Origin of the sequence: Nocardia sp. NPDC052254, from assembly GCF_040679495.1 — a bacterium.
In the GTDB taxonomy this organism is placed as follows: domain Bacteria; phylum Actinomycetota; class Actinomycetes; order Mycobacteriales; family Mycobacteriaceae; genus Nocardia.
Genome location: NZ_JBFAUW010000009.1, coordinates 108,103 through 122,835 on the forward strand (window position 1 = coordinate 108,103; position 14,733 = coordinate 122,835).

Annotated in this window: 15 protein-coding genes; 12 read left to right on the top strand and 3 right to left on the bottom strand. The window is 68.4% G+C overall.

Annotated elements, in window-relative coordinates; genetic code table 11:
• Positions 1 to 5: 5 nt before the first annotated feature.
• Positions 6 to 1,481 carry a glyceraldehyde-3-phosphate dehydrogenase gene (locus AB0L57_RS22395; protein ID WP_364965337.1) on the top strand — a complete coding sequence of 492 codons (1,476 nt, stop codon included), beginning with the start codon at positions 6 to 8 and terminating at the stop codon, positions 1,479 to 1,481.
• A 564-nt stretch (positions 1,482 to 2,045) separates the two neighbouring features.
• Positions 2,046 to 3,197 carry a cytochrome P450 gene (locus AB0L57_RS22400; protein ID WP_364965340.1) on the top strand — a complete coding sequence of 384 codons (1,152 nt, stop codon included), beginning with the start codon at positions 2,046 to 2,048 and terminating at the stop codon, positions 3,195 to 3,197.
• 33 nt (positions 3,198 to 3,230) lie between these two features.
• On the opposite strand, the gene AB0L57_RS22405 is transcribed toward AB0L57_RS22400, so the two are convergent.
• The gene (locus AB0L57_RS22405; RefSeq protein WP_364965343.1) at positions 3,231 to 3,638 is read right to left on the bottom strand and encodes a nuclear transport factor 2 family protein; all 408 of its coding nucleotides are present in this window, start codon (positions 3,636 to 3,638) and stop codon (positions 3,231 to 3,233) included.
• 137 nt (positions 3,639 to 3,775) lie between these two features.
• Here AB0L57_RS22405 and AB0L57_RS22410 point away from each other — a divergent pair, with 137 nt between their 5' ends.
• From AB0L57_RS22410 to AB0L57_RS22420, 3 genes are all read left to right on the top strand, one after another.
• On the top strand, positions 3,776 to 5,926 hold the full coding sequence (locus tag AB0L57_RS22410) for an MMPL family transporter (protein WP_364965345.1): 2,151 nt from the start codon (positions 3,776 to 3,778) through the stop codon (positions 5,924 to 5,926).
• Between the two features lie 63 nt (positions 5,927 to 5,989).
• Entirely contained in the window at positions 5,990 to 6,259 is a 270-nt protein-coding gene (locus AB0L57_RS22415) for a metal-sensitive transcriptional regulator (protein WP_364965347.1), read from the top strand.
• Positions 6,260 to 6,311: 52 nt separating this feature from the next.
• Positions 6,312 to 6,713: a DUF302 domain-containing protein gene (locus tag AB0L57_RS22420; protein WP_364965349.1), complete on the top strand. Its 402-nt coding sequence runs from the start codon at positions 6,312 to 6,314 to the stop codon at positions 6,711 to 6,713.
• A gap of 50 nt (positions 6,714 to 6,763) precedes the next feature.
• On the opposite strand, the gene AB0L57_RS22425 is transcribed toward AB0L57_RS22420, so the two are convergent.
• Entirely contained in the window at positions 6,764 to 6,931 is a 168-nt protein-coding gene (locus AB0L57_RS22425; RefSeq protein ID WP_364965857.1) for a hypothetical protein, read from the bottom strand.
• A gap of 37 nt (positions 6,932 to 6,968) precedes the next feature.
• Positions 6,969 to 7,829, bottom strand: a complete 861-nt coding sequence (locus AB0L57_RS22430; protein WP_364965816.1) for a methyltransferase domain-containing protein — start codon at positions 7,827 to 7,829, stop codon at positions 6,969 to 6,971.
• Positions 7,830 to 7,931: 102 nt separating this feature from the next.
• Here AB0L57_RS22430 and AB0L57_RS22435 point away from each other — a divergent pair, with 102 nt between their 5' ends.
• The 7 genes from AB0L57_RS22435 to AB0L57_RS22465 all read left to right on the top strand — a co-directional run bounded on the left by AB0L57_RS22435 (position 7,932) and on the right by AB0L57_RS22465 (position 14,728).
• Positions 7,932 to 8,615 (top strand): GntR family transcriptional regulator, encoded by a 684-nt coding sequence (locus AB0L57_RS22435; protein WP_364965352.1) that lies wholly within the window; start codon positions 7,932 to 7,934, stop codon positions 8,613 to 8,615.
• 122 nt (positions 8,616 to 8,737) lie between these two features.
• Positions 8,738 to 10,105: a nucleobase:cation symporter-2 family protein gene (locus AB0L57_RS22440; protein WP_364965354.1), complete on the top strand. Its 1,368-nt coding sequence runs from the start codon at positions 8,738 to 8,740 to the stop codon at positions 10,103 to 10,105.
• On the top strand, positions 10,102 to 11,163 hold the full coding sequence (locus tag AB0L57_RS22445) for a ring-opening amidohydrolase (RefSeq protein WP_364965357.1): 1,062 nt from the start codon (positions 10,102 to 10,104) through the stop codon (positions 11,161 to 11,163). Before AB0L57_RS22440 ends, AB0L57_RS22445 begins: the two co-directional genes overlap by 4 nt.
• Positions 11,160 to 12,473 (top strand): cytosine permease, encoded by a 1,314-nt coding sequence (locus tag AB0L57_RS22450; RefSeq protein ID WP_364965360.1) that lies wholly within the window; start codon positions 11,160 to 11,162, stop codon positions 12,471 to 12,473. The genes AB0L57_RS22445 and AB0L57_RS22450 overlap by 4 nt, the downstream gene beginning before the upstream one ends.
• Positions 12,470 to 13,177 (top strand): isochorismatase family cysteine hydrolase, encoded by a 708-nt coding sequence (locus AB0L57_RS22455; RefSeq protein ID WP_364965363.1) that lies wholly within the window; start codon positions 12,470 to 12,472, stop codon positions 13,175 to 13,177. Before AB0L57_RS22450 ends, AB0L57_RS22455 begins: the two co-directional genes overlap by 4 nt.
• Positions 13,168 to 13,806: an alpha/beta fold hydrolase gene (locus AB0L57_RS22460; RefSeq protein ID WP_364965365.1), complete on the top strand. Its 639-nt coding sequence runs from the start codon at positions 13,168 to 13,170 to the stop codon at positions 13,804 to 13,806. Before AB0L57_RS22455 ends, AB0L57_RS22460 begins: the two co-directional genes overlap by 10 nt.
• A 10-nt stretch (positions 13,807 to 13,816) precedes the next feature.
• Entirely contained in the window at positions 13,817 to 14,728 is a 912-nt protein-coding gene (locus AB0L57_RS22465) for a dienelactone hydrolase family protein (RefSeq protein WP_364965368.1), read from the top strand.
• Positions 14,729 to 14,733: the final 5 nt, after the last annotated feature.

Consider the following 14,733-nt stretch of genomic DNA (forward strand, 5'->3'; position numbering starts at 1 on the left):
CTGTGGTGACTACCGAACAACTCGACCGCTGGAATGCTCGAGAAGCTGCCGCGGAGGCGATGATTCCGATCATCGGCACGCTGTACCGGGGGAAAGGGGTGACGATCCTGCTGCACAGCCGGTCACTGGTGAACAAGTCGGTGATCAGCATTCTGCGCACCCATCGGTTCGCCCGTCAGATCGAGGGCGACGAGCTGTCGGTGGACCAGACGCTGCCGTTCCTGCAGGCGCTCGGCGAACTGGATCTGGGTCCCTGCAAGATCGATCTGGGACAGTTGGTCACCGCCCACCGCGGTGATTCTCGCGGTCTGTCGATTCGCGAGTTCACCACCGAGGTCCTGGCCGAGGTGATCAACGGTGCCGAGGCCACTCCACCGCAGCCCCGGGACGTCGTGCTCTACGGATTCGGCCGGATCGGCCGGCTGGTCGCTCGCCTGCTCATCGAGAAGGTCGGATCCGGTAACGGACTGAATCTGCGCGCGGTCGTGGTGCGCCGCGGCGGTGACGGTGATCTGGCCAAGCGGGCCTCGCTGCTGCGCCGGGATTCGGTACACGGTCACTTCCAAGGGACGATCAAGGTCGACACCGACACCGACACGATCACCGCGAACGGTAACGTCGTGCGGTTCATCTACAGCGACGATCCGGCCGCGATCGACTACACGGAGTACGGCATCCGCGATGCGATCCTGATCGACAACACCGGAAAGTGGCGCGACCGCGACGGCCTGTCCCAGCACCTGCGGCCCGGAATCTCGAAGGTGCTGCTCACCGCTCCCGGTAAGGGTGATGTGCCGAATATCGTGCACGGCGTCAACCACCGCGATCTGGATCTGTCGCAGCAGATCTTCTCCTGCGCCTCCTGCACGACCAATGCGATCGTGCCCCCGCTCAAGGCGATGGACGACGAATTCGGCATCGTCCGCGGCCACGTCGAGACGGTGCATTCGTTCACCAACGACCAGAACCTGCTCGACAACTACCACCCGGCCGATCGTCGTGGCCGGTCCGCGCCGTTCAACCTCGTTCTCACCGAGACGGGTGCGGCCTCGGCGGTCGCCAAGGCGATGCCCGATTTCAAGGCGAAGATCACCGGCAATTCGATTCGCGTCCCCACCCCCGACGTGTCGGTGGCGATCCTCAATCTGCAACTGCGACGGGAGAGCACCAAGGACGAGGTCCTGGCCTATCTGCGGCAGATGTCGCTTTCGGGCCCGCTGAGTCGCAACCTCGACTACACGGCCGCGACGGATGCGGTGTCCAGCGATTTCATCGGATCACGGGCCGCGTCGATCATCGATGCCAATGCGGCGATCGTCGACGGCGACACCGCGATCCTCTATGTCTGGTACGACAACGAATTCGGCTACTCGTCCCAGGTTGTTCGTACGGTGCAGTACATCTCGGGTATCGAGTATCCGACCTATCCGCATCGCGGCGCCGAGGCCGTCGTTCCCGCCGGCGCGGGCCGTAGCGCGTGAGCTGCCGGGCGCCGGCGCGATAGCTCGCCGAGCGCGGCGACGCCGCGAGTGTCACCGCCCGCACCCTGTGCCCGGCGGGGTCGTGTGATTCGTTGAGACATAGTCACTTTCGCGTCACCCGACCCTGCCGGGCGCGGTCGCGCCGATTCCGCATCGGAGGGGGCGCATCGACGCCGGAAATCCACCCGACCTGGTGCGTAAGTACTTCTTCCGCAACGTGTTTCGGGAGAGTCGCCCCGGTGTCGTGTGCGGCAGGTTTCATTCGTGACGATACCGGGCATGCCGTCTGGGCCCATTTTTTGTAAGCTCCACCGGGACATCAACCGACCGAGCGTGACCGTGCCATGCGGTGAACCGTACTGTCGGTACATTTTTCAGTTCTCGTAGCAGTAGAAACCTACGCCGGGAGTTTGAGTCCGACGCCCCGGGGTCGGTTGTTTCGAGGATGCGGCGGACCAGGTCGGACGGCAGTTTGGAGTTGTCTTGAACGCACCCAGGATTCCGGCACAGCCATCGCGGTGCCCGGTCTCGTCCGGCTCGCCGGACGGGTTCGACGGGCCGCGGATGAATTTGTACACAACGGAATTCGCGGCCGACCCGCACCACGTCTATGGGGAGATGCGCGATCGGTTCCGCAACCTGGTGCCGGTGGAACTGTCACCCGGCGTACCCGCCACGCTGGTGATCGGATACCGCACCGCCTTGCGTATCCTCAACGATCCCGATCACTTCTCCGCCGATCCGCGCCGCTGGCAGCACACGGTTCCGGCGGACTGCCCAGTGCTTCCGCTGATGGAATGGCGGCCGACCGGCAGCCGCAACGCGGGTCCGGAATTCGCGCGCTACCGCGCGGCCATCGTCGGCAGCATCGAAAATGTGGATCTCTACGGCATGCATGCCATCGTCGGGCAGATCGCGCTGCCCCTGATCGACGGTTTCCGCAATGAGGGCAAGGCGGACCTGGTGAGTCAGTACGCGTTTCCGCTGACGTTCCAGGTGTGCTGTGCGCTGGTCGGTTGCCCGCCGGACATCGGCGAGATGATGGCCAACGGGATGCTGGCGATGTTCGACGGTATCGACGCCGACAAGGGCAACCAGATGATCAGCGAAGCGATGTACAAGCTGATCGCGCTCAAACGGGCCGAACCCGGCAACGATGTGACCTCGAAGATGCTGCGGCACGAGACGGCATTGACCGACGAGGAGGCGGTCCACCATCTGATCACGCTGTTCGGCGCCGGTATCGAGTTGCAGGTGAACCTGATCGTCAACACCCTGCTGCTGATTCTGACCGAGGATCGGTTCGGTGGGTCCGTCCTCGGCGGAAGTCTGTCGACCCGGGACGCGCTCGACGAACTGCTGTTCAACGATCCGCCGCTGGCCAACTACCTGATCACCTTCCCGCGTCAGCCGATGTTCATCGACGATGTCTGGCTACCCGCGGATCAGCCCGTGGTGATCAGTATCGCGGCCGCCAACAACGATCCCTCGATCCGGACCGCCGACCTTGTCGGCAACCGGTCCCACCTCGCCTTCGGTGCCGGCCAACACGCCTGCCCCGCACCGTCGTTGGCCTACATGGTCGCTCAGGAAGCCATCGATCAGATCCTCGACGTGCTGCCCGATATGCGCCCGGTCGGCGAGCGCGAGTGGCGTCCAGGCCCGTTCCATCGCGCCCTCAGCTCGCTACCGGTGACATTCCCGGTGCACGGGTAGCGGCCACGGACGCACCGGGGCGGCGCGAGTCGCTCAGGCCTGCTGAGCGATCTCCGCAGCGGCCTCTGCCCGAATGCGCTCGAACTGTTCGCCCATCCGGGCCGCGAGCGCCTGCGCGGCCGACAACGGCCGCACCATCACCATGAAGTCGTCGATCAGGCCGTCGGCGTTCATGTGCAGGAAATCGCAGCCGGTCAGCTGTTTGCCGTCGACGGTGGCCTCGAAGATCAGGGCATGGTCGCGGCCGTTCGGGTCGGCGATCTCGCGGATGTAGCGGAAGTTCTCGAAGACCCGGACGACCGCGCGCAGGATGGCCGCGGTGATGGGCTTACCCGGGTAGGGCTTGAACGCCACCGGGCTGGTGAACACCACATCGTCGGCCAGTGCTGCCGCCATGGCGTCCTCGTCGCGGGCTTCTATCGCGGCACGGAATGGATGCATGTCCGGTCCTTTCGTAGTCGATGAGTCGATTATTCCGCGCTCGTGTACCTCCTCACATTCCTGCCTGCCGATATACCCCCTGGGGTATGTTCGCGGTCGTGGATAGATACCCCAGGGGGTATTGGAACGGAGAACTCATGACCGACTCACAGGTGGCGGCGCGACCGGTCGCCTCGCCCGCGGGCGGCGGTGTGCTGGGCAGACTGGGCGCCGCGATGGCGGGGCATGCCCGGATCGTCTTCGGGGTGTGGCTGGTGCTACTGGTGGGGCTCGGTGCGGCCGCGCCCAGCGTGTTCGGCTCACTCGCGGGTGCGGGATGGCAGGCGAACGGTTCCGATTCGGTGCGGGTACGGGAACTGGCCGAACAGCACTTCGGCGGAAACTCCTCGGCCGCGGTACAGGTGGTGGTTCATTCCGATACCGAGACCGTGGACGGTCCCGCGATCGGATCGGTCCTCGCCGATATCGGCGCCGTCTTCGCCGGCGACTCCCGGTTCGGCGCGGTCGTGCCACCGCAGCCGGGGATGTCGATCAGCCCGGACGGGCACACCGGCATCCTCATCGCCGGTGCTCACGCCTCGGCCGACGACATGGTGCGCGCGGTCGACGACCACAAGGCCGCCCTGACCGCGTTGTCCGGTAACGGGATCGAGGTGTATCCGACCGGTGCCTCGGCGTTGTGGAGCGATTTCAACAAGGCCAACCACGACGCGATGATGAAGGCCGAGATGTTCTCGTGGCCGGTGACGCTGGCGATCATGGTGCTGGCCTTCGGCTCGCTCGTCGCCGCGGGACTGCCGTTGCTGCTGACCCTCGCGGGGCTGGTCGCCTCGGCCGGCGGGCTGGTGCTGCTCGATCACCTGACCCCGATCTCGGTGTGGGCCATGAACTTCGCGATGATGTTCGCCCTGGCGCTCGGTATCGACTACGCCCTGTTCATGGTCGCGCGCTTCCGCGGTGCGCTGTCCGGTGCGCCGAATGCCCGCGCGGCGGTGGCCGAGACGATGAGCACGGCGGGCAAGGCCGTCGTGCTGTCCGGGCTCACCGTCCTGGTGAGTCTGTCGGCGGTGCTGATCGTGCCCGCCCCGGCGGTGCGCACGATGGCGGTCGGGATCATGTTCGCGGTGGCATTCGTCCTGGCGGCGACGATGACGCTGCTGCCGGCCGCACTGGGTGCGCTGGGTGGCCGGATCAATGCCGGATCGCTGCCGTGGGCCAGGCAGGCGCGGCATCGCTCACCGCGCTTCGCGGCGTGGGGGCGGCTGTTGCACGACCGGCCGTGGCCGTTCGCGATCGCCGCGCTGCTGGTGCTCGGCGTACTGGCCGCCCCCGTGGCCGGTCTGAAGGTCGCGATGCCCTCGATTCGGGTCGTTCCCTCGGACGCACCGGTGCGCCAAGGCTATGAACTGGTCCAGGCGCAGTTGGGTGAGGGCGCGCCCGGCATGCTTCAGATCATCGCTCCCGCAGCCGAATCCGCCGACGTCGCGCGCACCGCGGCGGCCGTGGACGGTATCTCGATGGTTACTCCGCCGGCAGCGGCCGGTGACGGCAGTGGCCTGGTCATGATGCAGGCGCTGCCGCAGGTCGATCCCTCCGATGCGCGAATGGGCGCGATCGTCGGCGAACTGCGCGACCGGCTGCCGGGCGATGCGTTCGTGGGCGGCGCCGCGGTGGAGAATCTCGATCTGCAGCAGGCCCTGAACCACTACTTCCCGATCATCGTGGCGATCATCCTGATCCTGGGATTCGCACTGCTGCTGGTGGCGCTGCAGGCGCCGGTGATCGCGGCGCTGGGCACCGTGGTGAGCCTGCTGTCGACCGCCGCGGCGTTCGGAGTGGCGAAACTGATCTTCCAGGACGGACACGGTGCCGGACTGCTCGGCTTCACTCCACAGGGTTTCCTCGACGGCTGGGGGCCGGTGTTCTTCTTCGCGATGATCTTCGCGATCGCCATGGACTACACGGTGTTCCTGCTGGCCACGGCCAAGGAGCACTACGAGCGCACCGGTGATCCGAGCCGGGCGCTGGTCGACGGGCTGGCCCATTCCGGCCGGGTGATCTTCGCGGCCGCGGCGGTGATGGTCGCGGTGTTCTTCACCTTCGCACTCGCCGATCCGCTGCCGCCGAAGGAGATGGGCGTGATCCTCGGTGTCGCGGTGCTGCTCGACGCCGCCGTGGTGCGACTGGTGCTGTTGCCGGTCCTGTTGCGGCTGGGCGGGCATCGGGCCTGGTGGTCGCCGCGATGGCTGCGCCGGATACTGCCGTCGATCAGCTTCGCGCATGACTGACGTCATAGGCCGCTATATACCCAGGGGGGTATCCTGGAGTCAACGACAGAGAGGAACACGGTCATGGTGGGCAACGAGGAGACGATCGCGCTGGTGCTCAACCGGCTGCGCCGCGCGCAGGGACAGCTCGGCGGTGTGATCACGATGATCGAGCAGGGCCGCGACTGCAAGGACGTCGTCACCCAGCTCGCGGCGGTCTCGCGGGCCCTGGACCGCGCCGGATTCAAGATCGTCGCCACGGGCCTGCGCGAATGCCTCACCGGCGAGGGCGCCGAGGACGGCGAACCGATGACCGAAGCCGAACTCGAGAAGTTGTTTCTCGCCCTGGCGTGAACGACGCCGAGACCCTGACCCATCGACCATCGCGACGGAAGGAAGCGTCACCATGACCCTGGCCATTTCCACCACCCTGCACACCGAGATGTTCGACGAGGCCGTCGAGCGGACCCGCGCCGCACTGGCCGCGGAAGGCTTCGGCATCCTCACCGAAATCGACATGACCGCCACGTTGAAGGCCAAACTCGGCGCCGATATGGAGGACTACCGCATCCTCGGTGCCTGCAATCCGCCGCTGGCCCATCAGGCGGTCGGGGTCGACCGGCAGATCGGACTGCTGTTGCCGTGCAACGTGGTCGTGCGCCGCGATCGGTCCGACGCCGCCACCGTCATCGTCGAGGCGATGGATCCGCAGGTGATGGTTCAGGTCACCGGTGACGCGGGGCTGGAGCCGGTGGCCGAGGTCGCGGGGGCCAAACTCCGGGCCGCCATCGCCGCACTCGAGCCGTGACGGACGCCGGGGTGCGGCTGGGCGTGAAGCACCACCCGCACCCGGCAGCGCTATTCGTCGTCGGGGCGGGCGTGGTCGGCTATCCCGGGATTCGGATCGCGGCTCAGGTCGATCAGCGGGTGGCGCTCGGCGCCGTCGGGTAGCGCGTGGCTGGGCTTGCGGTCAGGTTGCGATTCACGTTGGGGTGCGCGCTGTCCGTCGCCCGGCTGCTCGGTCATACGGGTCCTCCTGTGTCGGAAAGTGGCCGTGCGAACCCTACCGGCCGCTGACTGCTGCCTCCGAATCCGATCGCGCGCCGGGGATCCGGATCAGGATCTCGCCGTGCGGAATCGACAACCAGCCGTCCGCGTCACGCGCCCAGGAACGCCAGGCGCGGGCGATACGCGTGAGGTCGTCGGTGGTGGCCGCGCCGGAGTCGGTGAGCTGGCGAGCCAGCGCGGAGCCGGTGATCCGCTCGGCCCACATGTCACCCCATTCGACGCGTTCCTCGGGTGTGGCGTAAGACCAGGTCGACGAGCCGGCGGTGACATCGGTCAGCCCCGCGGCATGCGCCCACGACAGCAGCCGGCGTCCGGCGTCGGGTTCGCCACCATTGGCGCGTGCGGCGGTGCGATACAGGCGCAGCCATTCGTCGAGTTCGGGCAGCGGCGGCCACCAGACGAAGCCGGCGTAATCGGCGTCGCGGGCGGCGACGATCCCGCCCGGTCGCGTGACGCGCGCCATTTCCCGCAGTGCCACAACGGGATCGGCGACATGTTGCAGCACCTGATGGGCATGGACGATATCGAAGGAGTCGTCGGCGAAGGTGAGCCGGTGCACGTCCTGCACGCTGAACTCGATCGTGTCGATACCCCGGGCGGTGGCCAGCTCACGTGACAGCGCGAGTTCGGGTTCTCCGATCTCGGTCGCGGTCACCCGCGCCACCCGGGTCGCGAGATCGACGGTGATGGTGCCGGGGCCCGCGCCGATATCGAGCAGCGTCGCGGCCGGCTCGAGGTGCGGCAGCAGATAGCCGGCGGAATTGGCCGCGGTGCGCTGCCGGTGCGACCGCAGGACCGACTCGTGGTGACCGTGGGTGTAGGTGTTCACGGGCATCTCCTTCCTCCTGCGATGGATTCTCCCTCGTGCGCTGTTCGGTGTGCGAAGAGCCCGTCCTCGGCTACCGGTATTCGTGGCGCGGGCCGTCGAACCCTGATCGCAGCGCTTAGGCTCTGGGATGTGTCCGACGCCCGCAATTCTCCCGAGGCAGCGCCGCGTGAGGTGATCGTGCGGTCGGTGCGTGAGCAGATCCTGACCGGTCGCCTCGCACCCGGTGACCGGCTGCGCGAGGAAGAACTGGCCCAGCGCTTCGGCGTGTCACGGGTACCCGTGCGGGAAGCGTTGTCGCAGTTGCAGAGCGAAGGCTTCGTCACACTGGTGCGCTATCGCGGCGCCACCGTGTCGGCGACCTCGGGTTCGGCCGCCCTGGAGCTGATCCAGGTGCGGCGCGGGCTCGAGGTGCTGGCCGCCCAGCTGGCGGCCGAACGGCGTGGCGGTGCGGTGGCCGATGAGCTGGCTCGTGTCGTCGAGCTGGGACGGTCGGCCACCACGACGCGCGCGCATCCGGAGTTGCCGTCGCTGATCCTGCGGTTCCACACCCTGGTCGCGGACGCGGCCGGCAATCATCAGCTGGGGCTGCTGCTCGGGCAGATACTCGACCGGGTGTCCTGGATCTTCGACCAATATCTCGACGAGCGCACCGACGACTCGTGGAGTGATCACGCCGCGATCGCGCGTGCCATCCTGGCCGGATCGCCGGTGCAGGCGGGGTACCTGATGGCCGAGCACATTGCCAAGGACGAGCAGCTGCTCGCCCGGCTGGACGTCCGGGAGCCGGAGAGCAGTGCGACCGTCGATCGCTAGTTTGTATACGAAAACCTGAGTAATTCCTGGCCGTAACACGTCGGAAAAGTTCACGACCCGACCGGGTAACAGGTTTTGTATACAACTTTGGGAGTAGTCGCCGTTCTTCGGAGGTAGCTCCCATGTCAGTGCTCGCTCGTGCGTCCGGGGCGGATCCGGTCGCGCCATCCTCCGGGCGTCTGTCCGCCTGGCGCACAGTGCTGTTCGGCATCCAGCACGTTCTGGTGATGTACACCGGATGTGTCGCGGTGCCACTGGTCTTCGGCGCCGCGGTCGGACTGGACAAATCCACCATCGCGGTCCTGGTGAACGCGGATCTGCTGGTCGCCGGTGTGATCACCGTCGTGCAGGCCGCGGGAATCGGGAAGCTGCTGGGTGTGCGGCTCCCGGTGGTCGCCGGCGCGTCCTTCACCGCGGTGAACCCGATGATCCTGATCGGTCAGCAGTACGGATTGTCCGCGGTGTACGGCGCCATGATCGCGGCGGGAATCTTCGGAATCCTGGTCGCGGTGCCGTTCGCGCGATTGCTGCGCTTCTTCCCGCCCATCGTGCGCGGCGCCGCGGTGACCATGATCGGGCTGTCGCTGATCGGCAATGCCGTCACCATGATCTTCGAGGGCCGGCCGCCGGACGGCACCCGGCTCGCGCTCGCGGTCGGCGTCATCGTGGTGATCGTGGCGCTGATGCGTTACGGGCGAGGGTTTTTCGCCCAGTCGGCGGTGCTGATCGCCCTGGTGGGCGGCACCGCCGTGGCGGCGGCGTGCTCACTGACCGATTTCGGCGGTGTGGGTGCCGCGGGCTGGCTCGGGCTGCCCAACCCCTTCCGGTTCGGCGCACCCGAATTCCCGATCGCGGGCATCGTGTCGATGTGCCTGGTGATGCTGGTGGTGTTCGCCGAATCCACCGCGTATCTGCTGGCGGTGTCGGACTACGCCGCGGAGCCGATGGATTCCGGGCGGCTGGCCCGCGGCCTGGCGGCCGACGGGGTGTCGGCGGCGATCGCGGGATGTCTGAACTCGTTCCCGGACACCGTCTTCGCGCAGAACGTGAGCCTGGTGCGGCTCACCGGCGTGCTGAGCCGAGCCGCCGCGGTGGTCGCCGGTGTGCTGCTGGTGCTGCTCGGGCTGGTACCGAAGATGGGGGAGGTGGTGGCGAGTCTGCCCGGAGCCGTCATCGGCGCGGTGAGCCTGGTCATGTTCGCCACCGTCGCCGGGGTCGGGATCGCCACCCTGGCGCGTGCCGACCTCGGGCGTGACGACAACCTCCTGATCGTCTCCCTCGCGGTGGGCATCGGCATGGTTCCCATCGTGTCACCGCAGGTCTACGAGGGACTGCCGGCCGCGGTGCGCATCGTCCTCGGCGGTGCGATCACCAGCACGGTGCTGGTCGCGTTCGTGCTGAATCTGATCTTCCATCACATCCGGGCGCCCAGATTGCGCCGCCGGGCCGCGCCGGTCACCGCGGCACGAGCAGAAGAGGCACGGGTATGACCTCGATAGCGTTGTTCACCCTCACGACCACCGACCCGGGTGATCTCGGGCCGCTGCGCACGGTTCTCGCCGACAAGGGTTGCGCACCCGAGGACATCGTCGCCGTGATCGGTAAGACGGAGGGCAACGGATGCGTCAACGACTTCAGTCGCGGTCTGTCCGCGGCGGTGTGGGAACCGAGGCTGCCGGCCGGTGCGGTGACCGTTTTCTCCGGCGGTACCGAAGGCGTGCTCAGTCCACACGTCAACCTGTTCGTCCGCGATGAGCGCGACCATCCCGGATTCGACCGCGGCCTGGTCGCCGCGGCCGGTCGCACCCGTGTCCTGCAACCACACGAGATCGGCCGCGAGGCGCAGCTGGACGCGGTCACCGAAACCGTCGGCACGCTGCGCGCCGAACTCGGGGTGAGCCCCGGCGACATCCATCTGGTCGTGGTCAAATGCCCGCTGCTGACCTCGGACAAGATCGCCGAGATCCGTTCGCGGGGCGAGGTTCCGGTCTGCACCGACACCTACGAATCGATGGCCCGATCGCGAGCGGCGAGCGCGCTGGGGGTGGCGGCCGCGCTGGGGGAATGCGACCGGCCGCGGGCGCTGCGTGCCCTGGCCGGTGCCGAACCGGTCCACTCCGCGCGCGCCTCCACCAGCGCCGGCGCCGAGCTCGCGGACTGCCACATCATGCTGATCGCGGAGAGTGCGGCGGTATCGAATCCGCTACGCGCCGTACACGGTTCGATGGCCGACGCCCTCGATCTGGCCGCGGTCACCGCACTGCTGGATCGGATCCGCGCACAGGGTGGCGCCGTCCGGCAGATCTTCGCCAAGGCCGAGGCCGATCCGTCCGGCACGGTTCGCGGTCTGCGCCACACCATGTCGACGGACTCCGATCTCCACTCCACCCGGCACGCCCGCGCCGCCGTCGGCGGATTGCTGTCGGCGCTCAAAGGCGACGGTGCGGTGTACGTCTCCGGTGGAGCCGAACATCAGGGCCCGCCCGGCGGCGGCAGCATCGCGATCATCTATGAACTCCCGCGCCCGGACGAGGACGGCATGCCATGACAACACTGACCGAAAACCGCGAAATCGACCGAGGTGCGGAGGAATTCGAGAACACCCCGGTGCCGGCCGGCCATCGGCGCGGGCTCGGTGCGGTGGCAGCGGTCTGGGCGGGCTTCCCGATGGTGCTGACCTGCGCCATCTTCGGCGGACTCATCGTGTACTCACTCGGATTCTGGCGTGGGATCGCGGCCATCGCGGTGGGCAACCTGTGCCTGATGCTCTATGTCGGTTCCCTGAGTGTGCTGGCCGGGCGCACCGGCGAGAACTTCGCGCAGACCGCCGCGCGGACGTTCGGCCGTCGCGGCGCGGCGGTCCCGGCGGCATTCCTGGCCACCGTCGTCATCGGCTGGTTCGCCTTCCAGACCGGAATGGCCGGATCGATCCTGCACGATCGGCTGGGCTGGCACGAACAGCTCACCACACTGGCTGCCGGGCTGGGTTTCGTGCTGCTGACCACACTCGGCATCCGCGCACTGTCGGTGATCGGAATCATCGCCGCGCCACTGTATGTCGTGCTCGGCGGGGTGGCGATCCACCTCGCCGCCCGCAACGGTCCCGTCGACCCGCTGTCCTATCCCGGCCAAGCGGGTTCGGCGGCACTGAGTTTCGGTGCGGCGGTCACCCTGGTCATCGCGTCGTTCATCGATTCCGGCACCATGACAGCCGATTTCACCCGCTGGTCGCGGTCCGGGCGTGCGGGTGCGCTGGCGGCCTTCGCGGCCTTCCCGGTCGCCAATTCCATCGCACTGCTGATCGGCGGGCTGGTCGTGGCCTGCGGCGGTGCGACCGATCCGGGTACCGACGGCGGCAACTTTCTGGGCCTGCTGATCGACGGGGGCGGACTGCTGGTGCCGCTGGCGGTGGTCTTCGTCTTCGTGAACCTGGGCTCGGTCTGCGCGCACTGCCTGTACAACGGCGCGGTCGGCTGGAGCCAGCTGACCGGGCGCCGCATGCGGATGTTCACCCCGGTGCTGGGCGCGATCGGCATCGTGGCCGCGGTGGCCGGGATCTGGACCTACTTCGAGCAGTGGCTGAATCTGCTGGGCGTGATCGTCCCGCCGATCGGCGCGGTGATCATCGTCGATCAGCTGATCATGCCGCGAATCCGGTTGCGGCCGAGCGATATCGGCGCGTCGGTGCGGCGCGCTCCGTTCGCCGGCTGGATCGCGGGCGCGGGCGCCGCACTGCTGACCCACTACACCGCGCCGTGGCTGTCCGACGCCGTCGTGGGCTTCGCGGTGGCGGCGCTGATCTGCGCCCTGGCTCATATTCCGACCGATCGATCGACCACCGAGGAGACCGTCGCATGACCTTCCCGCAACTGCTCGCCAACCCTTATCCGTGGCCCTACGACGGCGCCATCGACCCGGCACGAACCGCCCTGCTGCTGATCGACTGGCAGACCGATTTCTGCGGTCCCGGTGGTTATGTCGACCGGATGGGCTACGACCTGTCGCTGACCCGGGCCGGACTCGAACCCACCGCCCGCGTGCTGGCGGCCGCGCGCGACGCCGGTATGACCGTGGTGCACACCCGCGAAGGACATCGCGGCGATCTCAGTGATCTGCCCGCGAACAAGCGGTGGCGCTCGGCGCGGATGGGCGCCGAGATCGGGTCGCGGGGTCCGTGCGGCCGCATCCTGGTGCGGGGCGAACCGGGCTGGGAGATCGTGCCCGAGGTGGCGCCACGCCCGGGTGAGCCGATCGTCGACAAACCGGGCAAGGGCGCGTTCTACGCCACCGATCTGGATCTGCTGTTACGCACCGCGGGCATCACCCATCTGATCCTGACCGGCATCACCACCGACGTCTGCGTGCACACCACGATGCGCGAGGCCAACGACCGCGGCTACGAATGCCTGGTGCTGTCGGACTGCACCGGCGCCACCGACCCGCGCCACCACGAGGCGGCCCTGAGCATGGTGACCATGCAGGGCGGCATCTTCGGCGCCGTGGCCACCTCCGCGGATCTGCTCGCCGCGCTGGGCGCGGTGACCGCGGGCGCATGCGCGTAGTCCTGATCCACGGCGCCGCCACCGACTCCACGGTGTGGACGGATACCGTGGCGGCCCTGCCGGCGGACTGGGACACCGTGTGCCCCGATCGTCCGCAGTCCGGTGACATGGATACCGAAATCGGCTGTCTGGCACCGATGTGCGCCGATGCCTTCGTCGTGGGTGTGAGCGGTGGCGCCACCCTCGGACTCGAACTCGCCGCGCGCGGCGTACCCCTGCGCGGGGCGGTGTTGCACGAGCCCGCGGCGGGATCGCTGGCGCCCGGGTTGCTGGCACCGGTCGCGGACGCCTTCGAGCGGGGCGGCGTCGCAGGCTTCGGCGCGACGCTCTACGGTCCGCGCTGGACGCCGCGCCACACCCGTGCGCCCGCCGCGACGGTGGCCTCGGAGCTGGCGATGTTCCGTGGCTTCGAACCCCGTCCCGTCGGTGCGGCCGCCGCCCGGATCGTGCTCACCGTGGGGGAGCGGTCGCCGGCGGCGCGGCACCGGTCGGTCGGGCGGCTGGCGGCATTCCTCGGCACCGCGGTCCGCGCGGTGCCCGGCGCCGCCCACGCCGTGCACCTGGAACAGCCGAGAGCGCTGGCGGCGCTCGTCGCGACCTGCGCCGCGGCGGGCCCGGCGCAGGATTAGGCTGACCGGCATGACGCCGCTGCAGCGCTATATCGCGGAGGAGATCGGCACCGACCACGCAGAAGGTCTGCTGAGCCGCCGCGAGGCGCTGCGCCGGCTGGGGCTGCTCGGCCTGGGCGCCCCGGCCGCGGTAGCGCTGCTCGCCGCATGCGCCGGCAACACCGGTGGTACGGCGAAGAATTCGGGCGCCGCCACCGCAACCCCGGCCGGGAATGCGGGACCACCGCCCGGTACCGAGGCAGCCGTGACACCCGCCGCGGTCACCTTCGGCGGGCCCGGCGGGCGAACTCTGCAGGCGGCGTGGGCCCCGGCGGCACAGCCGCGCGGCGGGGTGCTGGTGATCCACGAGAACAAGGGCCTGACCGACCACATTCGTTCGGTCACCGGCCGTTTCGCCGGAATCGGATACTCCGCGCTGGCGGTGGACCTGCTGTCCGAAGAGGGCGGCACGGCGACCTTCACCGATCCGGCGGCCGCGACGGCCGCGCTGGCCAAGGCCCCGCAGCAGCGGTTCATCGAGGACCTGCAGGCCGGGGTGACCGAGCTGGCCGGGCGGGTTCCGGGAAAGAAGCTGGGTGCCACCGGATTCTGCTTCGGCGGTGGTCTCACCTGGCTGCTGCTGACGCACGGCACCCGTGAACTCGCCGCGGCGACACCGTTCTACGGCCCGTTCCCCGACGGCGGCGACATCACCACCGAGACCGCGGTGCTGGCGATCTACGGTGCGCTCGATCGCCGGGGCGACGCCACCCGGCCGGCCGCCGAGGCCGCGCTGGAGCGGGCCGGCGTCCCGCACGAGACATTCGTCGCCGCGGATGCCAATCACGCGTTCTTCAACGACACGGGGGCGAGTTATCAGCCGACGGCGGCCGCGGAGGCCTGGCATCGCGTATCCGATTGGTACGCGCGCCATCTCGGTTGATCCCG